The organism is Streptomyces sp. NPDC001502 (assembly GCF_042894785.1).
Classification (GTDB): Bacteria; Actinomycetota; Actinomycetes; order Streptomycetales; family Streptomycetaceae; genus Streptomyces; species Streptomyces kutzneri.
In genome coordinates this window covers 107519-132486 of sequence record NZ_JBIAVW010000012.1, presented here as the reverse complement: position 1 = coordinate 132486, position 24968 = coordinate 107519, and the positions used below count along the sequence as shown (strand labels likewise).

The 24968-nt window shown below is 70.9% G+C and carries 26 protein-coding genes; 4 read left to right on the top strand and 22 right to left on the bottom strand.

Features of this window, described 5'->3' with window-relative positions:
- Positions 1 to 23: 23 nt before the first annotated feature.
- Positions 24 to 599: a bifunctional pyr operon transcriptional regulator/uracil phosphoribosyltransferase PyrR gene (pyrR, locus tag ACFY0D_RS22510; protein ID WP_390799856.1), complete on the bottom strand. Its 576-nt coding sequence runs from the start codon at positions 597 to 599 to the stop codon at positions 24 to 26.
- 295 nt (positions 600 to 894) lie between these two features.
- Here pyrR and bldD point away from each other — a divergent pair, with 295 nt between their 5' ends.
- Positions 895 to 1395, top strand: coding sequence for a transcriptional regulator BldD (gene bldD, locus ACFY0D_RS22505; RefSeq protein WP_030008755.1), 501 nt, complete (start codon positions 895 to 897; stop codon positions 1393 to 1395).
- Positions 1396 to 1564: 169 nt separating this feature from the next.
- Here bldD and nusB read toward each other — a convergent pair whose 3' ends face one another.
- The 15 genes from nusB to ACFY0D_RS22430 all read right to left on the bottom strand — a co-directional run bounded on the left by nusB (position 1565) and on the right by ACFY0D_RS22430 (position 15073).
- On the bottom strand, positions 1565 to 1999 hold the full coding sequence (gene nusB / locus ACFY0D_RS22500; RefSeq protein WP_189740290.1) for a transcription antitermination factor NusB: 435 nt from the start codon (positions 1997 to 1999) through the stop codon (positions 1565 to 1567).
- 3 nt (positions 2000 to 2002) lie between these two features.
- Positions 2003 to 2569: an elongation factor P gene (gene efp, locus ACFY0D_RS22495; RefSeq protein WP_030008757.1), complete on the bottom strand. Its 567-nt coding sequence runs from the start codon at positions 2567 to 2569 to the stop codon at positions 2003 to 2005.
- Positions 2570 to 2628: 59 nt separating this feature from the next.
- Positions 2629 to 3735: an aminopeptidase P family protein gene (locus tag ACFY0D_RS22490; RefSeq protein ID WP_390799855.1), complete on the bottom strand. Its 1107-nt coding sequence runs from the start codon at positions 3733 to 3735 to the stop codon at positions 2629 to 2631.
- A 157-nt stretch (positions 3736 to 3892) separates the two neighbouring features.
- Positions 3893 to 4687, bottom strand: coding sequence for an AAA family ATPase (locus tag ACFY0D_RS22485; protein ID WP_390799854.1), 795 nt, complete (start codon positions 4685 to 4687; stop codon positions 3893 to 3895).
- A 92-nt stretch (positions 4688 to 4779) separates the two neighbouring features.
- A complete protein-coding gene (aroQ, locus tag ACFY0D_RS22480) occupies positions 4780 to 5220 on the bottom strand; it encodes a type II 3-dehydroquinate dehydratase (RefSeq protein WP_189740282.1) in 441 nt (146 codons plus the stop codon).
- Positions 5217 to 6308 carry a 3-dehydroquinate synthase gene (gene aroB, locus ACFY0D_RS22475; RefSeq protein ID WP_390799853.1) on the bottom strand — a complete coding sequence of 364 codons (1092 nt, stop codon included), beginning with the start codon at positions 6306 to 6308 and terminating at the stop codon, positions 5217 to 5219. Before aroB ends, aroQ begins: the two co-directional genes overlap by 4 nt.
- Entirely contained in the window at positions 6305 to 6823 is a 519-nt protein-coding gene (locus tag ACFY0D_RS22470; RefSeq protein WP_390799852.1) for a shikimate kinase, read from the bottom strand. The genes aroB and ACFY0D_RS22470 overlap by 4 nt, the downstream gene beginning before the upstream one ends.
- A complete protein-coding gene (gene aroC, locus ACFY0D_RS22465) occupies positions 6820 to 8004 on the bottom strand; it encodes a chorismate synthase (RefSeq protein ID WP_390799851.1) in 1185 nt (394 codons plus the stop codon). The genes ACFY0D_RS22470 and aroC overlap by 4 nt, the downstream gene beginning before the upstream one ends.
- A gap of 132 nt (positions 8005 to 8136) precedes the next feature.
- Positions 8137 to 8328 carry a hypothetical protein gene (locus ACFY0D_RS22460; protein ID WP_390799850.1) on the bottom strand — a complete coding sequence of 64 codons (192 nt, stop codon included), beginning with the start codon at positions 8326 to 8328 and terminating at the stop codon, positions 8137 to 8139.
- Between the two features lie 32 nt (positions 8329 to 8360).
- Positions 8361 to 9185 carry a shikimate dehydrogenase gene (locus tag ACFY0D_RS22455; RefSeq protein WP_390799849.1) on the bottom strand — a complete coding sequence of 275 codons (825 nt, stop codon included), beginning with the start codon at positions 9183 to 9185 and terminating at the stop codon, positions 8361 to 8363.
- Between the two features lie 6 nt (positions 9186 to 9191).
- Complete coding sequence (gene mltG / locus ACFY0D_RS22450) at positions 9192 to 11006, bottom strand: endolytic transglycosylase MltG (RefSeq protein WP_390799848.1); 1815 nt, start codon at positions 11004 to 11006, stop codon at positions 9192 to 9194.
- Between the two features lie 128 nt (positions 11007 to 11134).
- The gene (gene ruvX, locus ACFY0D_RS22445; RefSeq protein ID WP_030009552.1) at positions 11135 to 11605 is read right to left on the bottom strand and encodes a Holliday junction resolvase RuvX; all 471 of its coding nucleotides are present in this window, start codon (positions 11603 to 11605) and stop codon (positions 11135 to 11137) included.
- 2 nt (positions 11606 to 11607) lie between these two features.
- On the bottom strand, positions 11608 to 14277 hold the full coding sequence (alaS, locus tag ACFY0D_RS22440) for an alanine--tRNA ligase (protein WP_390799847.1): 2670 nt from the start codon (positions 14275 to 14277) through the stop codon (positions 11608 to 11610).
- On the bottom strand, positions 14277 to 14621 hold the full coding sequence (locus ACFY0D_RS22435; protein WP_301372369.1) for a DUF6167 family protein: 345 nt from the start codon (positions 14619 to 14621) through the stop codon (positions 14277 to 14279). The genes alaS and ACFY0D_RS22435 overlap by 1 nt, the downstream gene beginning before the upstream one ends.
- Positions 14622 to 14629: 8 nt before the next feature.
- Positions 14630 to 15073 (bottom strand): DUF948 domain-containing protein, encoded by a 444-nt coding sequence (locus tag ACFY0D_RS22430; protein WP_301372368.1) that lies wholly within the window; start codon positions 15071 to 15073, stop codon positions 14630 to 14632.
- Positions 15074 to 15221: 148 nt separating this feature from the next.
- Here ACFY0D_RS22430 and ACFY0D_RS22425 point away from each other — a divergent pair, with 148 nt between their 5' ends.
- A complete protein-coding gene (locus tag ACFY0D_RS22425; protein ID WP_390799846.1) occupies positions 15222 to 17393 on the top strand; it encodes an ATP-binding protein in 2172 nt (723 codons plus the stop codon).
- 78 nt (positions 17394 to 17471) lie between these two features.
- Here the strand turns inward: ACFY0D_RS22425 and rpsD are convergent, their stop codons facing one another.
- Positions 17472 to 18083 (bottom strand): 30S ribosomal protein S4, encoded by a 612-nt coding sequence (gene rpsD / locus ACFY0D_RS22420; RefSeq protein WP_008740451.1) that lies wholly within the window; start codon positions 18081 to 18083, stop codon positions 17472 to 17474.
- Between the two features lie 241 nt (positions 18084 to 18324).
- Here rpsD and ACFY0D_RS22415 point away from each other — a divergent pair, with 241 nt between their 5' ends.
- Positions 18325 to 19047, top strand: a complete 723-nt coding sequence (locus tag ACFY0D_RS22415) for a DUF2470 domain-containing protein (RefSeq protein WP_390799909.1) — start codon at positions 18325 to 18327, stop codon at positions 19045 to 19047.
- Positions 19048 to 19059: 12 nt separating this feature from the next.
- Here the strand turns inward: ACFY0D_RS22415 and ACFY0D_RS22410 are convergent, their stop codons facing one another.
- From ACFY0D_RS22410 to ACFY0D_RS22390, 5 genes are all read right to left on the bottom strand, one after another.
- Complete coding sequence (locus ACFY0D_RS22410; protein ID WP_390799845.1) at positions 19060 to 19776, bottom strand: HNH endonuclease family protein; 717 nt, start codon at positions 19774 to 19776, stop codon at positions 19060 to 19062.
- Between the two features lie 82 nt (positions 19777 to 19858).
- On the bottom strand, positions 19859 to 21214 hold the full coding sequence (locus ACFY0D_RS22405; protein ID WP_189740249.1) for a replication-associated recombination protein A: 1356 nt from the start codon (positions 21212 to 21214) through the stop codon (positions 19859 to 19861).
- Between the two features lie 41 nt (positions 21215 to 21255).
- Positions 21256 to 21873, bottom strand: a complete 618-nt coding sequence (locus ACFY0D_RS22400) for a vitamin K epoxide reductase family protein (RefSeq protein WP_390799844.1) — start codon at positions 21871 to 21873, stop codon at positions 21256 to 21258.
- A 121-nt stretch (positions 21874 to 21994) separates the two neighbouring features.
- Positions 21995 to 23254, bottom strand: coding sequence for a histidine--tRNA ligase (gene hisS / locus ACFY0D_RS22395; protein WP_390799843.1), 1260 nt, complete (start codon positions 23252 to 23254; stop codon positions 21995 to 21997).
- Positions 23255 to 23264: 10 nt separating this feature from the next.
- Positions 23265 to 23975: an MBL fold metallo-hydrolase gene (locus tag ACFY0D_RS22390; RefSeq protein WP_373043681.1), complete on the bottom strand. Its 711-nt coding sequence runs from the start codon at positions 23973 to 23975 to the stop codon at positions 23265 to 23267.
- 153 nt (positions 23976 to 24128) lie between these two features.
- On the opposite strand from ACFY0D_RS22390, the gene ACFY0D_RS22385 reads away from it, so the two are divergent.
- The gene (locus tag ACFY0D_RS22385) at positions 24129 to 24920 is read left to right on the top strand and encodes a peptidylprolyl isomerase (protein WP_390799842.1); all 792 of its coding nucleotides are present in this window, start codon (positions 24129 to 24131) and stop codon (positions 24918 to 24920) included.
- The last annotated feature ends 48 nt before the right edge of the window (positions 24921 to 24968 follow it).

The window sequence follows — 24968 nt, the reverse complement described above, 5'->3', positions numbered from 1 at the left end:
TCGGGGCCCGTCACCCGGAGGGTCTACTGACCTGCTGCCTGGGCGGTCCGCTGGCCGAGCAGCACGGCGTCACGGCCGTCCTCCTCCTGGAGCTGGACCTTGACGGTCTCCCGCAGCGACGTGGGGAGGTTCTTGCCGACGTAGTCGGCGCGGATCGGCAGTTCGCGGTGGCCTCTGTCGACGAGGACCGCGAGCTGCACGGCGCGGGGGCGGCCGAGGTCGCCGAGGGCGTCGAGAGCGGCGCGGATGGTGCGGCCGGAGAAGAGCACGTCGTCGACGAGGACGACGAGGCGGCCGTCGAGGTCGTCGCCGGGGATCTCGGTGCGGCCGATCGCGCGGGCGGGCTTCATCCGCAGGTCGTCGCGGTACATGGTGATGTCGAGGGAGCCGACCGGGATCTTCGTGCCGGTGATCTCTTCGAGCTTGGCGGCCAGCCGGCGGGCGAGGTAGACACCGCGGGTGGGAATGCCGAGGAGCACCACGTCGTCGGCGCCCTTGGCGCGTTCGACGATCTCGTGGGCGATACGGGTCAGGACCCGCGCGATGTCCTGCGCTTCGAGTACGGGGCGCGTGGAATCGTTGTTCTGCTGAGTGTCCATGAAAAGGACCTCCTTCTCCGCCTCACGGGACGGACCTTAAAGGACGTCTGATGTACGCCTCACACGGTACCAGGGAGAGGCCGGTGACTGGGACCGGGCCGGTACGGAATGGCTCTCTCCGGGCTGCTGGGACGAGCACCCAGGGGGGCGACGAAGACCATTCGGCTTGACGCATCCAAGTAACGCTGCGTAACCTCACAGTGAGTTACCAGCCGCGCGGCGGAGCCGCACGTAGTTACGTAGTTACGTAGTCGCAGTGTCCATCAGTCACAGCGTCACAGCGTCCGGGAGCGTTATGTCCAGCGAATACGCCAAACAGCTCGGGGCCAAGCTCCGCGCCATCCGCACCCAGCAGGGCCTTTCCCTCCACGGTGTCGAGGAGAAGTCCCAGGGCCGGTGGAAGGCCGTCGTGGTCGGTTCCTACGAGCGCGGGGACCGCGCCGTGACCGTCCAGCGTCTTGCCGAGCTGGCGGACTTCTACGGGGTTCCGGTGCAGGAGCTGCTGCCGGGTACGACGCCCGGCGGGGCTGCCGAGCCGCCGCCGAAGCTGCGTCTCGACCTGGAGCGCCTGGCGGGCGTCCCCGCCGAGAAGGCCGGCCCGCTGCAGCGTTACGCGGCGACGATCCAGAGCCAGCGGGGCGACTACAACGGCAAGGTGCTGTCGATCCGCCAGGACGACCTGCGCACCCTGGCCGTCATCTACGACCAGTCCCCCTCGGTCCTGACCGAGCAGCTGATCAGCTGGGGCGTGCTGGACGCGGATGCCCGTCGCGCGGTGGCGCACGAGGAACTCTGAGTCCCGGTCTCCGGACCAGCAGAAACGTTTACCGGTGGGCGCCGGACCCTTGCGGGGTCCGGCGCCCACCGGTTTTTTCGTTCCCGCGCCCCGCGCGGCATACGGAAGGGCCCGCAACGCGTACGTTGCGGGCCCTTCCGTATGGCGGTGCCGGCGCCGGTCCGTGCGGTCAGCTCTCGCTGCGCCGCAGGCTCGGCTTCAGGTCCTTGAAGCGGGCCAGCAGCCCGTTCACGAACGAGGGGGACTCGTCCGTCGAGAACTCCTTGGCCAGCTGGACGGCCTCGTCGATGGCCACGGCGTCCGGGGTGTCGTCCACCCAGATCAGCTCGTAGGCACCGAGCCGCAGGATGTTCCGGTCCGCGACCGGCATGCGGTCGAGTTCCCAGTCCACGGCGTAGGTGATGATCAGATCGTCGATGCGGTTCACCTTGTCGGCGTAACCCTCGACGAGATCCATCGTGAAGGCGCTGACCGGCGGCTGCCGGTCGTCCGACCGCGCGTGGCGGATCCAGTCCGCGAGGACCTCGCGGACGGGCACGTCGCGCTGGTCCGCCTCGAAGAGGATCTGGAAGGCGCGCTTGCGCGCATTGCTCCGAGCAGCCACGGGTTAGTTGCTCTTCCGGCCGAGGTAGTCGCTGGTGCGGGTGTCGACCTTGACCGTCTCGCCGGTGGTGACGAAGAGCGGGACCTGGATCTCGTAGCCGGTCTCCAGGGTGGCGGGCTTGGTGCCACCGGTGGAGCGGTCGCCCTGGACGCCCGGGTCGGTGTGCTCGATCTTGAGCTCGACCGCGGCCGGGAGCTCGACGTAGAGCACCTCGCCCTCGTGCTGGGCGACAGAGGCGGTGAAGCCCTCGATCAGGAAGTTGGCGGCGTCGCCGACAGCCTTCTTGTCCACCATCAGCTGGTCGAAGGTGGTCATGTCCATGAAGACGAAGTACTCGCCGTCCATGTAAGAGAACTGCATGTCACGGCGGTCGATGGTGGCCGTCTCGACCTTCGTGCCGGCGTTGAACGTCTTGTCGACGACCTTGCCGGAGAGCACGTGCTTGAGCTTGGTGCGCACGAAGGCCGGGCCCTTGCCGGGCTTGACGTGCTGGAACTCGACGACGGACCAGAGCTGGTCACCGTCGAGCTTGAGCACCATGCCGTTCTTGAGGTCGTTCGTGGAAGCCACGGTTGCGGAATCTCCTGCACTGGAAGACCACGGGTGCGCGCACAGCCCGGCAGAGCCGGCTAGAGCGCGAGCAGCTCCTTGGTCGTAATGGTGAGTAGCTCGGGACCGCCGTCCGCCTCGGGGCGTACGACGAGCGTGTCATCGATCCGGACACCTCCCCGGCCCGGGAGGTGAACCCCCGGTTCGACGGTGACCGGCACGCAAGCGTCCAGTTTACCCATTGCCGTAGGTGCAAGCTGCGGGTCCTCGTCGATTTCGAGGCCCACGCCGTGTCCGGTCGACGGAGCGAGGGCTTCCGAGTGGCCGGCGGAGTCCAGGACGGAGCGTGCGGCATGGTCCACGTCCCGGTACGCGGCCCCCGGCAGCAGGGCCTCGCGCCCGGCCCGCTGGGCGGTGAAGACGAGGTCGTACAGCTCGATCTGCCAGTCGGCGGGGCTGGTGCCGATCACGAAGGTCCGGCCGATCTCGCACCGGTAGCCACGGTAGTTGGCGCCCAGGCAGACCGTGAGGAAGTCGCCCTCCTCCACCCTGCGGTCGGAGGGCCGGTGCCGGGAGCGGCCGGAGTGCGGGCCGGTGCCGACGGCGGTCGGGAAGGCGGGGCCGTCCGCCCCGTGGTCGACGAGCCGCCGCTCCAGCTCCAGCGCGAGGTGCCGTTCGGTGCGCCCGACGAGGATGGACTCCAGCAGCTCCCCGAGGGCCTGGTCGGCGATCTCGGCGGCGATCCGCAGGCAGGCGATCTCCTCCTCGTCCTTGACGAGGCGCTGCTGCTCGACGGCGGTGCCGAGGTCGGCGAGGCGCAGTTTGGGCGCGACGGAGCGCAGGGCCCGGTGGCGGCCGACGGTGAGGTGGTGTTCCTCCACCGCGAGCGAGTCGGCCCGAATGGAGGCGGCCAGATCGGCGGCCGCGACGGCCGGGTCCCCGCCGGGGCTGCCCAGGACGGAGACGTCCAGGTGCTCGTCGGGGCGGCCCTCGTCGGCCTCGCCGGTGGGCGCGCCGGAGCAGAACAGCATGTCCTCGGTGGGGCCGACGAGCAGCACCGCGCCGAGCGGGGACGCCCCGGAGAGGTAGCGGACGTTCGCCGGACGCGTGATCAGCGCGGCGGCGTTCCCCGCGGCGGCGCATCGGTCGCGAAGCAGGTCCCGGCGGGCGGCGTACACGTCTGACATGTCTTCGAGCGTACGAGCGCCCCGCCGATCCGGCCCGGCGAGCGCGTCCGGACGAGCCTGGGACGACCTGGGACGACCTGGGGCGACCTGGGGCGACCTGGGGCGATGCCGTGCCGGATCGGGCGGGAGCCCGGCCTGAGCGGCAGGACGCCCCCTGCTACCCGGGCCAGCCGCCGGGGGCCGACAGGGCGCGGGCCAGCGCCTCGTCGAGGGCGCGGGCGGTGCCCTCGACGTCGAGGTGGGAGTTGTCGATGATCGGCAGTCCGGAGCCGTACCAGCCGGCCATCCGGCCGTGGATCCGCGCGACTTCCTCGTCGGAGAGCCGGCGGTTGCCGGAGCGGGCCGCGTTGCGCTCCAGGACGATCTCCAGGCCGGGCAGCAGCACCACCGGCAGCAGCGTGGGGCCCACGTGCCGCTTCCAGCCGCCCAGCCCGACCACGGGCCGGTCCGGGAAGACGGCGTCGTCCAGGATGCAGGAGATGCCGTTCGCCAGGTAGTTGCGGGCGGCGAAGCCGCAGGTGCGGCGGGCGAGCCGGTACTGGGCCTCGGAGTGCTCGTTCCAGCCCGCCTGGGGGTCGGCGAAGCCGGAGCAGACCCACTCGCGGACGTCGTCCAGGCTGACGTGGGCGGTCGGCACGGGCCGGGTGCTGGCCCAGTGCCGGGCGACGGTGGTCTTACCGGCGCCGGCCGGGCCGATCAGCAGGACGGCGAGGACGGCCCCGCCGGTGCCCGGCACCGCGGGAGGCAGCGGGATGTGCCCGGTGGCCTCCGGCACGGCGGGCACCGGCTGCGACTGATGATGGTGCTGGTGCGGCGGCTGGTGGGCCGGAGACTGCGGCGGGGGCGAACCCGGCCAGCCCTGTGCCGGGGGTATCGGCGGCTGCGGGGGCGCCGACGGACGCGGTCCCGGCTGCCCCCAGCCCGCGCCCCCGCCCCCCACTCCGTGCTGCATCCGCTGCCACTCCGTCTCGTTCCGGCGACTGATGCGAGAACGTTATATGACTGCCGGGGCCCGGCCGTCCACCAGCACCGTCAGGCAGCGTGTCAGGCGGAGATCTCGTCCGCCAGTGCGCGTAGCGCGAGCCGGTACGAACCGATACCGAAGCCCGCCACCGTTCCGGTCGCCACGGCCGCGATGACCGAGGTGTGACGGAACTCCTCGCGGGCGTACGGGTTCGAGATGTGCACCTCGATCAGCGGCGCCGTGCGCTGCGCGGCCGCGTCCCGCATGCCGTACGAGTAGTGGGTGAAGGCCCCCGGGTTGATGACCACGGGGATCTTCCCGTCCGCCGCCTCGTGCAGCCAGCGGATCAGCTCGCCCTCGTCGTTGGTCTCCCGGACCTCGACGTCGAAGCCGAGCTCCTCGCCCAGCGAGCGGCAGCTCTCCACCAGTCCCGCGTACGAGGTGGCCCCGTACACATCGGGTTCGCGCGAGCCGAGCCGGCCCAGGTTCGGGCCGTTCAGCACGAGGACGCGGCGGCTCACGCCGACACCTCACCGTAGGCCGCGACCAGGTGCGCCGGGTCGGGGCCCTCCAGTACGGTCGGCTTGGCCAGCCCGTCGAGGACGATGAAGCGCAGCAGGTTGCCGCGGGACTTCTTGTCGACCTGCATGGTCTGGAGCAGCTTGGACCACTGGTCGCCGCGGTAGGTCAGCGGCAGGCCGACCGAGGCGAGGACCGCCTTGTGCCGGTCGGCCGTCGCGTCGTCGAGCCGGCCCGCGAGCCGTCCGAGTTCGGCGGCGAAGACCATGCCGACGGACACGGCCGCGCCGTGCCGCCACTTGTAGCGCTCGTTCTTCTCGATGGCGTGCGCGAGGGTGTGGCCGTAGTTGAGGATCTCGCGCAGTCCCGACTCCTTGAGGTCGCTGGAGACCACGTCGGCCTTGACCTGGATGGAGCGCACGATGAGCTCGGCGGTGTGCGGGCCCTCGGGCGTACGCGCCGCCGCCGGGTCCTCCTCGATCAGGTCGAGGATCACCGGGTCGGAGATGAACCCGGCCTTGATGATCTCGGCGAGGCCGCTGACGTAGTCGTTGACCGGCAGCGAGTCCAGGGCCGCCAGGTCGCAGAGCACACCGGCCGGCGGGTGGAAGGCACCCACCAGGTTCTTGCCCTCGGCGGTGTTGATGCCGGTCTTGCCGCCGACCGCCGCGTCCACCATCGCAAGGACGGTGGTGGGTACGGCGACCCAGCGCACGCCGCGCAGCCAGCTGGCCGCGACGAAGCCGGCGAGGTCGGTGGTGGCTCCCCCGCCGACGCCGACGATCACGTCGGTGCGGGTGAAACCGGACTGGCCCAGCGCCTTCCAGCAGTAGGCCGCGACCTCGATCGTCTTGGCCTCCTCGGCGTTCGGCACCTGGATGGCGACCGCCTCGTAGCCCTGCTCGGCCAGGTCGTCGCGCAGCGCCTCACCGGTCGAGGCCAGCGCCTCGGGGTGGATCACGGCGACCCGCTGGGCCTTCGTACCGATCAGGGAGCCGAGCTCGCCGAGCAGCTGTCGCCCGACCAGCACGTCGTACGCGTCGTGTCCGGAGCTCGCGCCCACCTGGATCCGCGTCACCTGGTCTGTCATACGTCCTTCAACTCCAGAGCGTCGAGGACCGCCTGGGCGACCTCTTCGGGGGTGCGGTCGTCGGTGGCCACGACGACGCGCGCGACTTCGGTGTACAGGGGGCGCCGGGCGTCCATCAGCTCGCGCCACTGGCGGCGCGGGTTGACGGCGAGCAGCGGGCGGGCGGCGCCGAGGCCCACGCGCCGTACGGCTTCCTCGACGTCCATCGACAGGTAGGCGACGGGCAGGCCTGCGAGCAGGTCGCGGGTGCCCTCGTCGAGGACGGCGCCGCCGCCGAGGGCGAGGACTCCGGTGTGCCCGGCGACGGCGGCGGCGACCGCCTGCCGCTCCAGCTCACGGAAGTACGGCTCGCCCTCGTCGACGAAGATGTCGGAGATCTCCCGGCCCTGGGCCGAGACGATGTCGGCGTCGGTGTCCCGGTAGGGGACGCCGAGCCGCTCGGCGAGCAGCGCCCCCACCGTGGACTTGCCGGACCCCATGGGGCCGACGAGGACGACCAGTGGTCGGGCCGTCACCGGATCTGCAGGTTGTCGAGGTACGACCGGACGTTGCGGCGGGTCTCCGGGACGGAGTCACCGCCGAACTTCTCGACGACCGCGTCGGCCAGGACAAGGGCGACCATGGCCTCGGCGACGATGCCGGCGGCCGGCACGGCGCACACGTCGGAGCGCTGGTGGTGGGCCACCGTCGCCTCTCCGGTGGCCACGTCGACGGTCGCCAGCGCGCGCGGGACGGTCGCGATGGGCTTCATCGCGGCGCGTACGCGCAGCAGTTCGCCGGTGGTCAGTCCGCCCTCGGTACCGCCGGAGCGGCCGGAGGTGCGCCTCAGGCCCTCGGGGGTGGAGACGATCTCGTCGTGCGCCTTCGAGCCGGGCACGCGGGCGAGCTCGAAGCCGTCACCGACCTCGACCCCCTTGATGGCCTGGATGCCCATGAGGGCGGCGGCGAGGCGGGCGTCGAGACGGCGGTCCCAGTGGACGTGCGAGCCGAGGCCGACCGGGACTCCGTACGCCAGCACCTCGACGACGCCGCCGAGGGTGTCGCCGTCCTTGTGGGCCTGGTCGATCTCCGCGACCATCGCCTTGCTGGCGTCCGCGTCGAGGCAGCGCACCGGGTCGGCGTCGAGCTTGTCGACGTCGGCGGGGGTCGGGTAGACGCCGTACGGGGCCTTGGCCGCGGCCAGTTCCACCACGTGCGAGACGATCTCGATGCCGGCGACCTCCTTGATGAAGGAGCGGGCGACGGCGCCGAGGGCGACGCGGGCGGCGGTCTCACGGGCGCTGGCGCGCTCCAGGATCGGCCGGGCCTCGTCGAAGCCGTACTTCTGCATGCCCGCGAGGTCGGCGTGGCCGGGGCGCGGACGGGTCAGCGGCGCGTTGCGGCCGGTCTCCTTGAGCAGCGAGGGGTCGACCGGGTCGGCCGACATGACCGTCTCCCACTTGGGCCACTCGGTGTTGCCGATCATGACCGCGATCGGGGAGCCCTGGGACAGGCCGTGGCGGACGCCGCCGAGGAAGGTGATCTCGTCCTGCTCGAACTTCATCCGGGCACCGCGGCCATAGCCGAGCCGGCGCCGGGCCAGGTGATCGGCCACCAGCTCGGTGGTGACCGGGACGCCGGCGGGAAGACCCTCCAGCGTCGCGACCAGTGCCGGTCCGTGCGACTCTCCTGCGGTCAGCCAACGCAACCTGCTCAACGATGCTCCTCATGCTCGCGCCTGGTACAGCGACGGCGCGATCGGGTGCGCGGCCCGGACCCGCCTCACCCGATCCTCCCACGTCCGGAGGGGTTTATCGGGCCCCGGTCCAGCTATCGGACGCCTGGGGCGTCAGCGGGACCGCCGGCCGCGCTCGCGCTGCCAGGTGATCCCGTACCAGAGGACGACGGAACCGAAGAGTCCGAGAATGAGCGCCTTGGCCCACAGGGGCAGGGTGCCGAACGCCACCCTGACCATGCTGCCGACGACGAGGGGAAGATCCCACCTCGACGCGAGTACCTCGTCCGTGCTGTTCCCGTCCATGCCGCCCCCTGTGAATAACGCAGGTGGAAAGCCTAACGGGCGGCGAGCGCGCGCTCTCCGGCGGCTCTCATGGCTTCGAGCGGACCCGGCGTCCGGCCCGTCATCAGCTCGACCTGGAGCACGGCCTGGTGGACGAGGAGGTCGAGTCCGCCGACGACCTGGCCGCCCTGCCGGGACCAGGCCGCGGCCAGCGCGGTCGGCCAGGGGTCGTAGAGGACGTCGAAGAGGGTGCCGGCTCCTTCGGGTACGGACGCCGCCAGGGCGTCGGTCGTACCGGCCGGAGTGGTGGCGATCACCAGGGGCGCGGACAGCGCGGCGGCCGCCTCGGACCAGTCGGCCGTGCGGACGGGCACGCCGAGCCGCTCGCCCCACTGCCGCATCTCGTCCGCGCGGGCCGCCGAGCGGACGTACGCCGTGACCTCGCCGGAGCAGATCCGCGAGAGCGCGGCGAGCGCCGAGGAAGCCGTGGCGCCGGCGCCGAGGACGGCGGCGGAGGGCACCTTCTCGACGCCGCGCTCGTGGAGCGCGGCGACGATGCCGGGGATGTCGGTGTTGTCGCCGAGGCGCCGGCCGTCCTCGGTGAGGACGACCGTGTTGACCGCCTCGACGGAGGCGGCCGTGTCACTGATGCCGTCCAGCAGCGGCATGATCGCCCGCTTGAGCGGCATCGTCAGGGACAGCCCGGCCCACTCGGGGCCGAGTCCTGCCACGAACTCCGGGAGCGCGGCCTCGTCGATCTCGAAGCGGTCGTACGACCAGTCGTCGAGGCCGAGCTCCTGATAAGCGGCGCGGTGCAGCACCGGTGAGAGGGAGTGCTCGATGGGCGAACCCAACACCGCGGCCCTTATGCGTGACATGTCCTGCTATCCGCCGTTCTTCTGCTTCTGCCGTTCCTGGAACTCGTTGGCCAGCTTGGTGTGCTCTTCGTAGGTCTTGGTGAAGGTCGTGGTCTTGCCGTCGACCGACACGAAGAACATCCAGCCACCGTGGTCCGGGTTGAGCGTAGCGGTCAGCGCGTCCAGGCCCGGGTTGTTGATCGGACCGGTGGGCAGTCCCCTGACGAAGTGCGTGTTGTAGGGGTGGTCGAAGGCCTGGGCTTCCTTCAGGTTGAAGTTGATCTCGCTCTGGTTCTTGACGTAGTTGTACGTCGAGTCGAACTGGAGCTTCTGGTTCGTGACGTCGTTGGTCTTCTTGAGGCGGTTGTAGACCACCTCGGCCATCTTCCGGAAGTCGTCGTGGTTCTTGCCCTCGGCGTTGACGAGGCTGGCGACCGTGACCACCTGGAGCGGATTCTCCAGGCCCAGCTCCTTGGCCTTGCCCTCAAGGCCCAGCTCCGCGTACTTGTCGGACGCGTTCTTGACCATCTGCTTGAGCAGGGAGTCGGGGGTGCTGTCCTTGCTGAGGTCGTAGCGCGCCGGGTACAGGAAGCCTTCGAGCGGGTCGATCAGCTTCGGGTTGTTGTTCGCCCAGGCCGGCAGGCCGAGGTTCTTGACCTCGCGCTTGGCGATCTCGGCGGTGGTGCCCTCCTGCTGGCCCAGCTTCTTGTCGATCGCCGCGTACACCGCGGTGTTGCGCATGCCTTCGGTGACCGTGATGACGTTCAGCTTCGAGGGGTCGCTCATGACCTCGACCGCGGACGCGGCCGACATCTTCTTCCTGAGCGGGTAGACACCGGCCTGGATGGCCTTGCCCGGAGGGAGCTTGGACGCGGCGTCGACGAACGCCTGCCCGCTGGCGACGACGCCCGCCTTCTTGAGGATCAGGCCCATCTGCAGGAGGCCCGAGCCCTTGGGGATCTCGACCTCGACGATCTCGCCGCTGCCCTCGCCCGCGAAGTCCTCGGCCGAGGCGAACCGGGCCTTGATGTAGTTGTAGCCGTAGTAGCCGCCACCGCCGACCACGCCGAGGATGACGACCGCGGCGACCAGGCAGGCCGTGCCGCTGCGCTTCTTGGGCTTGCCGCCCTTGGAGCGGCCGCCCCGGCGGCCGTCACCGTCGTCGCCGTCGTCGTCGCCGTCACGGCCTCCACCGTCGGTGAGCAGGCCCTTCTCCGGCTCCTCCGCCGCCTCCGGCTCCTCGACGGGTTCCGGCTCCAGGTGCCGCCGGCCCGGAGGCTGCGGCGGCTCGTAGGCGTCTTCCGTGCTGTAGAGGTCGGGGGCCTCACCCGGGTAGCCCGCCACGGGCTGCTGGGTGTAGGGGTCCACGCCCGCGTACGGGTCGGTCTGCACCGCGGCCGTGTACTGGCCCTGGCCGGTGTCCCAGCCCTGGCTGTCGTACACCGGCTGCTGCGGCTGGGGCTGCTGCGCCTGCTGCTGCGGGGCATAGCCCTGCTGCTGCCCCGCGTACTGCTGCTGCGGGTACTGGCCCTGCATGTACTGCGGCTGCTGCTGCGGCTGCGGTTGCTGCTGCTGCTGTTGCGGCTGCGGCTGTTGCGCCTGCTGCGGGTACTGCTGCTGCTGGTATTGCTGCTGCTGGTACTCCGGGTACTGCTCGTACTGCGGATGCTGGGGGTACTGCTGCTGGTACTGCGGCTCCTGTGGGTACTCCTGCTGCTGCGGGGCACCGCCGTAAGGCACCTGGCCCTGCTGGGTCTGGTGCCCGGTCCACCCCTGGTCCCCGTAAAGGGGGTCCTCGGGGTGCCAGGGTTCGGGGCCACGGCCCCGGCCATACTCAGTCATCGGTCCCCTAGAGCCGCGAGACGGAGGCCGCGGACTCCGTCGTCCGTGGCACCCGGTTCCGTCTCTTTGACGGTGGGCGACGGCTGTTCGAATGCCGTCTCATCGCGCGGAACGTTACCGTATCGCGATCAGACAACCACTTCGACGCACTCACCGGGAGGATTACCTGATACCCGTTCGGTCTCAAGAGCGTTCTGAAGGATCACCACAGCGGCTGCCTGATCGATGACCGACCGGCCCTTCTTGGCGTTCTTCCCGGAGGCCCGCAGACCCTGGGCGGCGGTGACCGTGGTCATCCGCTCGTCCACCAGACGGACCGTCACCGGCTTGATTCCCTTGGCGAGTTCGTTCGCGAAGGCGCGCACCTTGACCGCGGCCGGCCCCTCCCGCCCGCTGAGCGAGCGGGGAAGGCCGACCACGACTTCGAGGGGCTCGTACTCCTCGACGAGCTGCCGCAGCCGCCGGTGCGCGAAGGGGATGTCCCGGCCCGGCACGGTTTCCACCGGTGTGGCCAGCACCCCGTCGGGGTCGCACGAGGCGACCCCGATACGGGCGTCACCGACGTCGATGGCGAGCCGGCGGCCGCGGCGCAGCGTCATCGTCAGACCGTCTCGACGACGAGGCGCTCGACGGCGCTGATGGCCTCCGGCACGGCGGCCGGGTTCTGGCCGCCGCCCTGGGCGACGTCCGGCTTGCCGCCACCGCCGCCGCCGAGGGTCTTGGCGGCCGTACGGACCAGGTCGCCGGCCTTGAGGCCGCGCTCGCGGGCGGCCTCGTTGGTGGCGATCACGGTCAGCGGGCGGTCGTTCGCCACGGTGAACAGGGCCACGACGGCCGGGCGGTCGCCGGGGATGCGGCCGCGGACGTCGAGGACCAGCTTGCGCAGGTCGTCGGCGCCGATACCGTCCGCCACCTGGCCGACGACGAGGGCGACGCCCTTGATGTCCTGGGCGTTCTGGGCGAGCCCGGCGGCGGCCTGGAGGACCTTCTCCGCGCGGAACTTCTCGATCTCCTTCTCGGCGTCCTTCAGCTTGCCGAGCATGGAGGCGATCTTCTCCGGAAGCTCCTCCGGACGGCCCTTGACCAGCTCCTGGAGCTGGGCGACGACCGTGTGCTCCTTGGCGAGGAAGTTGTACGCGTCCACGCCGACGAGGGCCTCGACACGGCGCACGCCGGAGCCGATGGAGGACTCGCCGAGCAGCTTCACCAGACCCAGCTGGGCGGTGTTGCCGACGTGCGTACCGCCGCACAGCTCCTTGGAGAAGTCGCCGATGGTCACGACGCGCACGCGCTCGCCGTACTTCTCGCCGAACTCGGCGATGGCGCCCTGCTTCTTCGCCTCGTCGATGCTCATGATCTCGGCGGTGACGTCGAGCTCGCGCGACAGCACGTCGTTGATCTTCTGCTCGACGTCGGTCAGGACCGAGCCGGGAACGGCGTTCGGCGAACCGAAGTCGAAGCGGAAGCGGCCGGGGCTGTTCTCGGAACCGGCCTGGGCGGCCGTCGGGCCGAGGGCGTCGCGCAGCGCCTGGTGGGTCAGGTGCGTGGCCGAGTGGGCGCGGGCGATGGCCCGGCGGCGGCTGACGTCGATGGCGGCGTAGGCGGAGGCGCCGACCGTCACCTCGCCGACCTGGACGGAGCCCTTGTGCACGGAGACGCCCGGGACCGGCTGCTGCACGTCGCGGACGACGATGACGGCGCCGGAGTCGAGCTTGATGCGGCCCTGGTCGGCGAGCTGGCCGCCGCCCTCGGCGTAGAAGGGGGTGCGGTCGAGGACGACCTCGACCTCGTCGCCCTCGGAGGCGGCGGGCGCGGAGACGCCGTTGACCAGGAGGCCGACGATGGTGGACTCGCCCTGGTTGGTGGCGTAGCCGGTGAACTCGGTGCCGCCGGCGCTGTCGGCGATCTCCCGGTAGGCGGACATGTCCGCGTGGCCGGTCTTCTTGGCCTTGGCGTCGGCCTTGGCCCGGTCGCGCTGCTCCTGCATCAGGCGGCGGAAGCCGGGCTCGTCCACGGAGAGGCCCTGCTCGGCGGCCATCTCCAGGGTGAGGTCGATCGGGAAGCCCCAGGTGTCGTGGAGCAGGAACGCCTTGTCGCCGGAGAGCACGGTGCCGCCGGCGGCCTTGGTCTCGGTCACGGCGGTGTCGAGGATGTTGGTGCCACCCTTGACGGCCTTGAGGAAGGCGGCCTCCTCGGCGAGCGCGACGGTCTCGATGCGCTTGCGGTCGGTGACGAGCTCCGGGTACTGCCGGCCCATCGTGTTGATCACGACGTCGACGAGGTCCTGGACGACGGGACCGGTGGCGCCCATGAGGCGCATGTTGCGGATGGCGCGGCGCATGATGCGGCGCAGCACGTAGCCGCGGCCCTCGTTGCCGGGGGTGACGCCGTCGCCGATGAGCATGACGGAGGTGCGGATGTGGTCGGCGACCACGCGCATCGACACGTCGGTGTTCTGGGCGGCGCCGTACTGCACGCCGGTGAGCTCGGTGGCCTTGTCCATGACCACGCGCAGGGTGTCGGTCTCGTACATGTTCTGTACGCCCTGCAGGATCATCGCGAGGCGCTCAAGGCCGAGACCGGTGTCGATGTTCTTCGACGGCAGGTCGCCGAGGATCGGGAAGTCTTCCTTCCCGTCGCCGGCGCCGCGCTCGTACTGCATGAAGACCAGGTTCCAGATCTCCACGTAGCGCTCGTCGTTGACGGCCGGGCCGCCCTCGACGCCGAACTCCGGACCGCGGTCGTAGTTGATCTCCGAGCACGGGCCGCAGGGGCCGGGGACGCCCATGGACCAGAAGTTGTCCTTCTTGCCCAGGCGCTGGATGCGCTCGGCGGGGACGCCGATCTTCTCGCGCCAGATCGTCTCGGCCTCGTCGTCGTCGAGGTAGACGGTGATCCAGAGCTTCTCCGGCTCCAGGCCGTAGCCGCCGTCCGCCACGGAGCTGGTGAGCAGCTCCCAGGCGTACTTGATGGCACCTTCCTTGAAGTAGTCCCCGAAGGAGAAGTTGCCGCACATCTGGAAGAACGTGCCGTGCCGGGTGGTCTTGCCGACCTCTTCGATGTCCGGCGTACGGACGCACTTCTGCACGCTGGTGGCCCGCGGGGCCGGGGGCTTGGTCTCGCCGAGGAAGTACGGCTTGAACGGGACCATGCCCGCGTTGACCAGCAGCAGAGTCGGGTCGTCCGCGATGAGCGACGCCGAAGGGACAACGGCGTGACCGCGCTCCTCGAAGAAGCTCAGCCAGCGGCGGCGAATCTCAGCCGACTCCATCAGTGGTCCTCATTCCGGTCGTACGAAAACTTGGGTCGGTAGGTGGTCTTGCTGTTCTCGATGGCCCGCAGCCGCCGCGGACCGGGGAGGGCCGTGACGTTGTCGGGCCGGTCGGGGTCCTGGTGGAGCCCCAGTGCGTCGTTCAGCTCGTCCTCGCGCTGCGTCATTCCCGCTTTGACGTCGAGGGCGAAGTCCTTGAGGCGGTGTCCCGCCTCCACGGCCTTGTCGGCCGCCTGGGCGGCGAGACTCTCCGGCGTCAGCTTCTTCAGCTGACGGTTGACCTTGGTGGTGGCCCACACGCCGGCGGCTGCGCCGGCGGTGAACCAGAAGGCTCGGCGGAACATCGGCGGTCTCAGCCCTTCTGCTTCCGGCGCCGGGCGGCCGGCACCGTACGTCCAACGATCACGGTTCGTCGGGATGCCTTCGCGGGCGTGCCGCCCGACGTCGCGGCATCCCCCTTGCCCAGCGCCTTGCGGACGCCGTAGCCGAAGGCGGCGACCTTCACCAGCGGCCCGCCGAAGGCGGTGGCCACGGTGGAGGACAGCGCGGAGGCGTTGGAGGTGACCTCCTGCACGTCGCTCGCGATGGCGTCGACCCGGTCGAGCTGGGTGCGCGCGGAGCGGACGGTGGTGGAGGCGTCGGCGAGCAGCGGGACTGCCTGGTCGGTCACGTCGGCCACCAGCTTGGTGGTCGCCCTGAGCACCTGGGCCAGTCTCACCAGGGCCACGGCGAGGAAGGAGATCAGGATGGCCCAGAAGACGGCCACGATGATCCCGGCCACCTCTACACCGGACACGTCACACCGCTCTCTGTCTGTACCTGAACCGCAGGACTATTCGCCCTCCGACCCTATCGCGCCGGAGATCCCCGGCCGTACCGGAAATCCGGGAGGTCCCCGGCCCGCCTTGAACGCAGCGCATCCGGACCAGTACCCTCCGTGTCCTATGGGACAGAGACCCCTTCGAAGTACTGCCGGGGGCAATCTTCCCTCGGAGCTCGGCCGGTTCGTCGGGCGGGGTGGCGAACTCGCCGAGCTGGGGCGGCTCCTGGAGTCCTCGCGGCTCGTGACGGTGACCGGCGTGGGCGGGGTGGGCAAGTCCCGGCTCGCGCTCGTGGCCGCCCGGGCCGCCGCCGAGGGACCGCAGGAACGCTACTGCGACGGGGTCTGGCTGGCGGAGCTGGCCACCGTACGGGATCCCGCGCTGCTGGAGCTGGCCCTCGCCGAGGCGCTGGAGCTGACCGACCACACCACCCGGCCGCCGCGGACGGTCCTGGCGGAGCACCTGTCCGGGCGCCGGCTGCTGCTGGTCCTGGACGGCTTCGAGCAGCTGGTCGACGAGTGCGCCGACCTGGTACGGGAGCTGCTGATGTGCTGCCCCGGCCTGCGCGTCCTCGCGGCCGGCCGGCGCCCGCTGGCCCTGGACGGGGAGCTGGCCTTCCCGCTGGCCCCGCCGGCCGCCGGGGAGGCGCTGGCCCTGCTGGCGGCGCGGGCGTCGGCGGCCGACCCGGCCTTCGCGGTGACCGCGGAGAACCGGGCGACGCTGGTCGAGCTGTGCGCCCGCCTCGACGGGATCCCGCTGGCGCTGGAGCTGGCGGCGGGCCGGCTGCGGACGCTGTCCCCCGCGCAGGTGCTGGCCCGGCTGGAGGACCGCTTCGCGCTGCTGACGGGCGGTGCGCGCGGCGGGCTCGCCCGGCACCGGGCGCTGCGGACGGCGATCGGCTGGAGTCACGAGCTGTGCACGCCGGCGGAGCGGCTGCTGTGGGCGCGGCTGTCGGTGTTCGCGGGGCAGTTCGACCTCGACGCCGTCGAATACGTGTGCGCGGGTCCGGATCTGCCGGTGGAGGACGTGCTGGACCTGGTCGGGGAGCTCCTGGCCCAGTCCCTGCTGGTCCGGGAGGAGACGCCCGCCGGGGTGCGTTTCCGCATGCTGGAGACCGTACGGGCGTACGGGGCGGGGTGGCTGGAGTCGCTGGGGGACGCGGGGCGTCTGCGGCGGCGCCACCGGGACTGGTACGTGGGGCTGGCGACGTGGTGCGAGCTGGACTGGTTCAGCCCGCGCCAGCAGGAGGTGGCCGCACTGGTGGAGGCGGAGCTGCCGAACATCCGGCTCGCACTGGAGTGCTGTCTGGACGAGCCGGACGAGACGCATCTGGGCCAGTACCTGGCGGGGACGCTGTGGTTCTACTGGGCGGGCTGCGGCCGCCTGAGCGAGGGGCGGCACTGGCTGGACCGGGCCCTGGAACCGGTGGACCGGGCGGTGGAGTACGAGAACTCGCGGCTGAAGGCCCTGTGGGTGCTGGGCTATGTCGCGGCCCTGCAGGGGGACGCGACGGCCTCGATGAGCGCCCTGTACGAGTGCCGGGACGGGGCGGCGCAGAGCGGGAACCCGGTCGCGGCGGCCTACGCGGTGCACCGGATGGGCTGCCTGGCGCTGGTCTCGGACGACATGGCACGGGCCCGGGAGCTGCTGGGCGCGGCGCTGGAGCAGTACCGGGCGGCCGGCGAGCTGAACAGCAACGTGCTGATGTGCCAGGTGGAGCTGGGGATGGCGCTGGCCTTCCTCGGTGACCTGCCGGGCGCGCTCGCGCTGTGCGGGGAGGTCCGGGAGATCTGCGAGGAGCGCGGGGAGCGCTGGACGAAGGCGTACGCCCTGTACGTCCTCGCGTACGCGGCCCTGGACGCGGGGCGCACGCAGGAGGCGCGGCAGCTGCTGACCGAGTGCGTGGCCATCAACCACGTCTTCCACGATCTGGTCGGGCTGGTGCTCGCGCTGGAGCTGCTCGCGCTGGTCACGGTCGCGGAGGGGGACGCGGCCGAGGCGGCGGTGCTCCAGGGTGCGGCGGAGCCGATGTGGGGCGGGGTGGGGCTGCAGCTGTTCGGCTCGGGGTACTTCAACGCCCCGCGGCTGATGTGCCGGGAGCAGGCGGGCGAGTTGCTGGGCGCCGAGCGCTACGCGGCGTACGAGGCCGAGGGGCGGGAGCTGAGCCGTGAGGCGCTGGTCGGGCGGGCGCTGAGCGATCCGCAGGAGCGCGGCGGCGGGGTGCCCCGGCAGGCGGGGCGTCCGCGCGGCTCGCGGGTGTCGACGGGCGCGGCGGCGGAGCAGCCGCAGCCCTGATGCCGGTCCGGGAAACGGAAAACCCGCCGCCCCATGGAGGGGACGGCGGGCTGACCAGTCGGTGAGACTAGGCCTGCATCAGCGGGCGTAGTACTCGACGACGAGCTGCTCGTCGCAGATGACCGGGATTTCCTTGCGGTTCGGGTCGCGGTCCAGGCGGAAGGCCAGGGCCTTCAGGTTGACCTGCAGGTAGCGCGGGGTCTCGCCCTCGCCTGCGTAGCCACCCTCACGGGCAACCTGGAACGGAACCTTCTCGCGGCTGCGCTCGCGCACGGTGATGACGTCGTCCGGACGGACACGGAACGACGGCTTGTCGACCTTGTCGCCGTTGACCTCGATGTGGCCGTGAACGACCATCTGGCGGGCCTGGTAGATGGTGCGGGCGATGCCCGAACGCAGGACCAGGGCGTCGAGGCGACGCTCGAGCTCGACGACAAGCGCCTCGCCCGTCTTGCCTTCGGCCTTCTTGGCGCGGTCGTACGCGCGGGCCATCTGACGCTCAGAGATGTCGTACTGAGCGCGCAGACGCTGCTTCTCCAGCAGACGGACCTTGTAGTCCGAGTTCTGCTTGCGGCCACGGCCGTGCTCGCCCGGCGGGTAGGGGCGGGCCTCGAAGTACTTGACGGCCTTCGGGGTCAGCGCAATGCCGAGGGCACGCGACTTCTTGACCTTGGGTCGCTTCTGGTTCACGGGGAACCTACCTCCATGTAAGTTAGGTGAGGCTTACCTTAGCGAGGAGGACGTAATGTCTCGACCACATGGGATCCCCCTGCCCAGTGCGCAACGCAGTTCGGATTCAGACGAAACAGAATCCGCTTGCGCCGACGATAAGCAAGGTCAGCCGCGTCCCAGGGAAGGCGTTCGGCAGCTCACCGGAGCCGAACGCGTACGAACCCTCGTAGAGTCCAACGCCTCAGTATCCCTCACGCTGATCGGTGCTCGTGACAGTCACGAGACCGAGGAGTTCGGGACAGGGCTGCCGGTCGCACGGACCGTCACCCCGGACGGGGACGTGATTCTCCTTGTTTCCGGGGAATCCACGGCTGCCAGGGCAGCCGCTCACGCCCAGGACGACGACCTCACCGCCGTGATCGAGATCACGGATGTGGCGCCGGTGTCCGTGCCACATCGTATCCGAGGTCGCGCCTGGCTGGCCGGGTGGCTGACTCCGGTGCGCGGGGACGACCGCGCGGCCTGCGCGGCGCTGCTCGCGGAGCGGCAGCCGGTGGGCGAGCTGCTGGGCATGCGGGAGTCCCTCGACGCCCCCCACGCCGGGCGCCCGGCGTGGATGATGCTGCGCCTGGAGGTCGGCGAGATCTCGGTGGACGACCTGTGGGGCGCCGAGCACGTGGACCCGGAGGACCTGGCCGCGGCGGAGCCGGACCCGATGGTCGCGCACGAGTCGGAGCTGCTGCAGCACCTGCACTCCGCCCACGGCGACCGGCTCGGCGAGCTGGGCGGCCTGCTCGGCGCCCGCGAGGCCCGCGGGATGAGCGCCGTGCCGCTCTCCCTGGACCGTCTGGGCCTGCGCGTCCGCTTCACCGGCGGCCCGGCCGGCTCCTTCGACGCCCGCTTCGACTTCCCGGAGCCGGTCGCGGACATCTGCGGCCTGCGCCGGGCGATGCACTCCCTGTTCTCGGCGGCCTCGCACTGAGCCGCCGGGACGTCACGGGGCGCAGGTGGCCAGCATGTCCTGGAGGGCGAGCTTCTCCGGCGCCGTCACGGACAGCCCGTACTCGGCCTTGATGCCGGTATAGCGGCGCGCGTACTCGCACCAGTACGCACGCCGCGGCGGCCGCCACTTGTCGGCCGTCCTGCTGCCCTTGTCGTAGTTGGTCTGTTTGTCCACGGCGAGCAGTACGTCGAGGTCGTTGGCGTACTCCAGCCTGCGCTGCGGGGTCCACGCGTACGCGCCGGCCCGCCAGGCGGCGCCGAGCGCGACGACGTGGTCGGTCTGGATCTGCGAGGCGCGCCGGTAGGCGTAGGGCAGCACCTTGCCGGTGTAGGGGTCGTGCAGCGTGCCGGACAGCACGACGCACGGGTTCCGGTCCCCTTCACGGAGCTCCCCCAGGTCCCGGCGCAGCACGTCGTCGCGGGTGTCACAGCCGTTGCGCCCGCCGACGGCATCGGTCTCGTCGGACCAGTACCTGCCGAAGTTCTCGCGCTTGTACGTCTGCCAGTTGCGGCCCCGCTCGACCTTCAGCCGGGCCAGCTGCGCCGTGGCGGCGTCCGCGTCCGGCGGGAAGCCGGCCCGGGTGAGCGGCACCCGCGCGACCAGGGCGACCGCACTGGCCTGCGCGGTCGCGGTGTCGTCGCGGTGGCATCCGGCGAGCGTCAGCACGGCCGCTGCGGCTGCGGTGAGGAGCGGAATCCGGCGTCCCATGCCGGGAGCGTAGGCCCGGGCGGCCTTCCGGCGTGGGCCGACACCCTGCCGGTCGCCTGACCCCCGCGGGCGGCGCCGCGGGTCAGGACCCGGCGCCGCGGAGCCGCTCGCGGACCTTCTCCACCACGTCCGCGTAGCGGGCCTCTGCGCCGTAGCGCGTCGGCTCGTAGTACCGCTTGCCCTGGATCTCGTCCGGCGCGTACTGCTGCGCCGCGATCGCGCCCGGCACGTCGTGCGGGTACACGTACCCCTGCGCGTGCCCCAGCTTCGCCGCGCCCTTGTAGTGCCCGTCCCTCAGGTGCGGCGGGACCGATCCCGCGAGGCCCGCCCGTACGTCGGCCAGCGCCGCGCCGATGGCGGTCGTGGCGGTGTTCGACTTCGGGGCCAGGGCCAGCGCGATCGTGGCGTGCGAGAGGGTCAGCGCCGCTTCGGGGAAGCCGATCATCGCCACCGCCTGGGCCGCGGCCACCGCGATCGGCAGGGCCGTCGGGTCCGCCAGGCCGATGTCCTCGCTCGCGGAGATCATCAGGCGGCGCGCGATGAACCGGGGGTCCTCACCGGCCTCGATCATCCGGGCCAGGTAGTGCAGTGCGGCGTCGACGTCCGAGCCGCGGATCGACTTGATCAGCGCGCTCGCCACGTCGTAGTGCTGGTCGCCGTCCTTGTCGTACCGGACCGCTGCCCGGTCGACGGCCTCCTCCAGGGTCTGGAGGGTGATCTCGTCCTCGCCCTTGGCGATGGCCGATCCGGCGCCGGCCTCCAGCGCGGTCAGCGCCCGCCGGGCGTCGCCGCCGGCGATCCGCAGCAGGTGCGCCTGAGCGTCCGCCGGGAGGGTGACGGCCCCGCCCAGGCCCCGTTCCTCGGTGAGCGCGCGCCGCATCAGGGCGCTCAGGTCCTCGTCGGTCAGCGGTTCCAGCGTCAGCAGCAGCGAGCGCGACAGCAGCGGGGAGATGATCGAGAAGTACGGGTTCTCGGTGGTGGCCGCGATCAGCGTCACCCAGCGGTTCTCGACGGCGGGGAGCAGCGAGTCCTGCTGCGCCTTGCTGAAACGGTGGATCTCGTCGAGGAAGAGGACGGTCTCCTTGCCGTAGCCGCCGGCCGCGCGCTTGGCGCCCTCGATGACGGCCCGTACCTCCTTGACGCCCGCGGTGATGGCGGAGAGCTCCACGAAACGCTTCTGCGTGGCCTGGCTGACCACGTACGCCAGCGTCGTCTTCCCGATGCCGGGCGGGCCCCAGAGGATCACCGACGAGGCACCGGCTGGGCCGCCGGCCCCTTCCCCGACCAGCCGCCGCAGCGGTGATCCGGGCTTCAGCAGGTGCTGCTGGCCGACGACCTCGTCCAGGGTGCGCGGGCGCATCCGGACGGCGAGCGGGGAGCTCGCGGGGTCCTTCTCCCGGCGGTCTTCGGCAGCGGCGGTGAACAGGTCTGGTTCCACACAGGAAGCCTATGCGAGCCCACCGACAGGGCCGCCCGCGCTCAGGAGGTCCAGAAGTCCCACCAGCGGGTCAGGATCAGCATCCCGATGATCCCGACGTGCAGGACGGGCAGGACCCAGGTGAACTCGTCGAGGAAGGACTTGAGCCAGCCCGGGGCGGGCAGCAGCCCCTCGCGGACGTTGTGCGCGGTGACGTACCAGAACATGAAGATCGTGGCGACCCAGGCCAGGCAGCACCACAGGCAGAGCGAGTTGATGTTGTACAGCGACTGGTACATGAGCCAGGTGCAGAAGGCGACGCCGAAGAGGGTGCCGGCGTTGAAGGTCAGCCAGTACCAGGGGCGGAACGAGGCCCCGGCCAGCATGCTCATGCCGACGCAGATCACGATCCCGTAGGCGACGAGTCCGAGCATCGGGTTCGGGAAGCCGAACGCCGACGCCTGGTCGCTCGTCATGATGTTGCCGCAGGAGACGATCGGGTTGAGGCTGCAGGCGGGCTTGAAGGCCGGGTCCTCCAGCAGCTTGAACTTGTCGATCGTGATCACCCACGCGGCGAGCAGGCCCGCCGCTCCGGTGATCACCAGCAGCAGGGCCAGGGCCCGGCTTCCCCCGACGGTCCTGCCCCGGGCGGTGTCCGCGTCCGCGCTTCGTGTCGTCATACCGCCCGCTCCACATCTGCCAGGTGATCAAGCACGGGCCATTGTGCCGTACGAGCCTGTGAACGGACGGGGCCGGAGAAAGATCCCCGGCCCCGTCCTGTGTGCTCCCGTACCGCTGCCGTCAGGCGAGGCGGGCCCGGACGGTGTCGACCAGCTCGTCGACGGGCACGGCCGTCTGCTCGCCGGACTCCATGTCCTTCAGCTGGACGACGCCCTCGGCGAGGTCCCGCTCGCCCACCACGACCGCGAAGCGGGCACCGCTGCGGTTCGCGTCCTTCATCGCACCCTTGAGGCCCTTGCCTCCGTAGGACATGTCCGCCGCGACGCCCGCCTTGCGCAGCTGCGTCACGAGGCCGAACACGGTCGCCTTGGCCTCGCCCAGCGCCACCGCGAACACCGAGGTCGACGCCGGGATGTCGAGCTCGACGCCCTCCGCCTCCAGGGCGAGGACCGTACGGTCCACACCGAGGGCCCAGCCCACCGACGGCAGCGCCGGTCCGCCGATCATCTCGGACAGGCCGTCGTAGCGGCCGCCGCCGCCCACCGCGGACTGCGAGCCGAGGCCGCCGTGGACGAACTCGAAGGTGGTGCGGGTGTAGTAGTCCAGCCCGCGCACCAGCTTCTCGTCGTCCTCGAAGGCGACGCCGGCCGCCGTCACCAGGGCGCGCACCTGCTCGTGGTACGCCTTGCACGCGTCACACAGGTAGTCCCGCAGCACCGGGGCGCCGACGAGCTGCTTCTGCACCTCGGCGCGCTTGTCGTCGAGGACGCGCAGCGGGTTGATCCCGGCCCGGCGCACGGTCTCCTCGTCGAGGTCGAGACCGCCCAGGAAGGACTGCAGCGCCTCCCGGTACACCGGACGGCACTCCTTGTCGCCCAGCGAGTTCAGCAGGATCCGGAAGTTGCGCAGGCCCAGCGAGCGGTACGCCTGGTCGGCCAGGATGATCAGCTCGGCGTCCAGGGCCGGGTCCTCGGCGCCGATCGCCTCGGCGCCGACCTGGGAGAAGTGGCGGTAGCGGCCCGCCTGCGGCTTCTCGTAGCGGTAGTAGGAGCCCGAGTACCAGAGCTTGACCGGCAGGTTGCCCTTCTTGTGCAGGCTGGCCTCCAGCGCCGCGCGCAGCACGGAGGCCGTGCCCTCGGGGCGCAGGGCGAGCTGGTCACCGCCCTTGGTCTCGAAGGCGTACATCTCCTTGGAGACGATGTCGGTGGACTCGCCGACGCCGCGGGCGAAGAGGCCCACGTCCTCGAAGCCGGGGGTCTCGATGTAGCCGTAGCCGGAGTTGCGCAGGGGCGCCGCGATGGCCTCGCGCACCGCCAGGTACTTCACGGATACCGGCGGGATCAGGTCGTACGTGCCCTTGGGGGCCTGGAAAGTAGCCACGAAGCTTTCGTCACATTCCTCGTCGTGGAGCGGCGGTGCCGTCTCCGAGCCCGGCGGCGACTTCCCGAAGGTACGGGTTGGTCGCGCGCTCGCGGCCGATGGTGGTCTGGGGACCGTGGCCGGACAGCACCACGGTCGAGTCGTCGAGCGGCAGGCACACGCGGCCCAGCGATGCGAGAATCTCGGCGTGGGAGCCGCCGGGCAGGTCGGTGCGTCCGATGGAGCCGGCGAAGAGCAGGTCGCCCGAGAAGAAGACCGGCGGGATGTCGGCCAGCTCGGGCATCCGGAAGGTCACCGACCCCTTGGTATGCCCCGGCGCGTGCGCCACGGAGAATTCCATTCCGGCCAATTTCAGGGTGGCGCCGTCGGCCAGCTCGCGGACGTCGTCCGGCTCCCCCACGGTCAGCTCGCCCATGAGCGGCATCCCGATGGAGCGGCCGAGGGCCTTCTCCGGGTCGCTCATCATGTAGCGGTCCTCGGGATGGATCCAGGCCGGTACGTCGTGTGCTCCGCACACCGGGACCACCGAGGCCACATGATCGATGTGGCCATGGGTCAGCACGACCGCGACGGGCTTGAGCCGATGCTTCTTCAGCGTCTCCTCGACACCCTGGGCGGCCTGATGGCCCGGGTCGATGATGACGCACTCCTCACCGGCGGCGGGGGCGACCACGTAGCAGTTGGTGCCCCAAGCGCCTGCGGGGAACCCGGCAATCAGCACGTTCGTCCTCAATCGTCGTCCGGCGGGAGGCTGCAGACAGGAATCCTGCTGCTCAGAGCCTACCGGCGCCGCTCATTACACAGCGAACCCATATACGGTACGGCCTATCCCAGCCCGGACAGCAGTACCAGACACGTACAAGGAGACGACCCGGTGGTCACGAGCGATCAGCGACGGCGACAGCTCGCCAAGGAGAAGTACGAGCGCCAGCAGAAGCGCCGGGCCGAGGCCCGGAAGAAGTCGCGGCAGCGCGCGGCCGTGATCGGCGCGGCCGTGGCCGTGGTGATCGCGACGCTGGTGGGTCTGATCGTGGGCGGTGTCTTCGACAAGGACAAGAAGGACCAGGCCGCGGACCCGTCCGCGAGCCCGTCGGCCTCGGCGAGCGAGCCCGCGCCCAAGCAGTCCCCCTCGCCGGAGATGGCGATCGACCAGAAGGCGAAGTACACCTTCGCGCTGAAGACCAGCGCGGGTGACATCAACTTCACGATGGACGCGGCGAAGACCCCGCAGACCGTGAACTCCTTCAAGTCGCTCGCCGACAAGGGCTACTTCGACAACACCAAGTGCCACCGGCTGACGGCCGGCGGGATCTTCGTGCTCCAGTGCGGCGACCCGGAGGGCACCGGCCGCGGCGGCCCGGGCTACAACATCCCGGACGAGAACCTGGACTCGCTGGGCAAGGCCAACGGGCAGGGTCAGGTCGTCTACCCGGCCGGCACGGTGGCGATGGCCAACACGGGCCAGCCCGGCTCGGGCGGCAGCCAGTTCTTCCTGGTCTACAAGGACAGCCCGCTGACGCCGACGTACACGCCGTTCGGCAAGATCGACGCGGCCGGCCTGAAGGTCCTGGAGGAGATCGCGAAGGCCGGTACGGTCGACGGCGGCCAGGACGGCGCGCCGAAGACCGAGGTCAAGATCGAGAAGGGCGCGGTCACGCAGAACTGACGTGATGCGGCGACCCCGGGCCCGGCCGGCCCGCCGCCCGTACGCCGA

Excerpts from the sequence above, each read along its gene's own strand:
- pyrR (WP_390799856.1), bottom strand. The coding sequence starts at position 599 with ATGGACACTCAGCAGAACAACGATTCCACGCGCCCCGTACTCGAAGCG.
- bldD (WP_030008755.1), top strand. The coding sequence starts at position 895 with ATGTCCAGCGAATACGCCAAACAGCTCGGGGCCAAGCTCCGCGCCATC.
- ACFY0D_RS22490 (WP_390799855.1), bottom strand. The coding sequence starts at position 3,735 with ATGTCAGACGTGTACGCCGCCCGCCGGGACCTGCTTCGCGACCGATGC.
- ACFY0D_RS22485 (WP_390799854.1), bottom strand. The coding sequence starts at position 4,687 with ATGCAGCACGGAGTGGGGGGCGGGGGCGCGGGCTGGGGGCAGCCGGGA.
- aroB (WP_390799853.1), bottom strand. The coding sequence starts at position 6,308 with ATGACAGACCAGGTGACGCGGATCCAGGTGGGCGCGAGCTCCGGACAC.
- ACFY0D_RS22460 (WP_390799850.1), bottom strand. The coding sequence starts at position 8,328 with ATGGACGGGAACAGCACGGACGAGGTACTCGCGTCGAGGTGGGATCTT.
- ACFY0D_RS22455 (WP_390799849.1), bottom strand. The coding sequence starts at position 9,185 with ATGTCACGCATAAGGGCCGCGGTGTTGGGTTCGCCCATCGAGCACTCC.
- mltG (WP_390799848.1), bottom strand. The coding sequence starts at position 11,006 with ATGACTGAGTATGGCCGGGGCCGTGGCCCCGAACCCTGGCACCCCGAG.
- ruvX (WP_030009552.1), bottom strand. The coding sequence starts at position 11,605 with ATGACGCTGCGCCGCGGCCGCCGGCTCGCCATCGACGTCGGTGACGCC.
- alaS (WP_390799847.1), bottom strand. The coding sequence starts at position 14,277 with ATGGAGTCGGCTGAGATTCGCCGCCGCTGGCTGAGCTTCTTCGAGGAG.
- ACFY0D_RS22435 (WP_301372369.1), bottom strand. The coding sequence starts at position 14,621 with ATGTTCCGCCGAGCCTTCTGGTTCACCGCCGGCGCAGCCGCCGGCGTG.
- ACFY0D_RS22425 (WP_390799846.1), top strand. The coding sequence starts at position 15,222 with ATGGGACAGAGACCCCTTCGAAGTACTGCCGGGGGCAATCTTCCCTCG.
- ACFY0D_RS22410 (WP_390799845.1), bottom strand. The coding sequence starts at position 19,776 with ATGGGACGCCGGATTCCGCTCCTCACCGCAGCCGCAGCGGCCGTGCTG.
- ACFY0D_RS22400 (WP_390799844.1), bottom strand. The coding sequence starts at position 21,873 with ATGACGACACGAAGCGCGGACGCGGACACCGCCCGGGGCAGGACCGTC.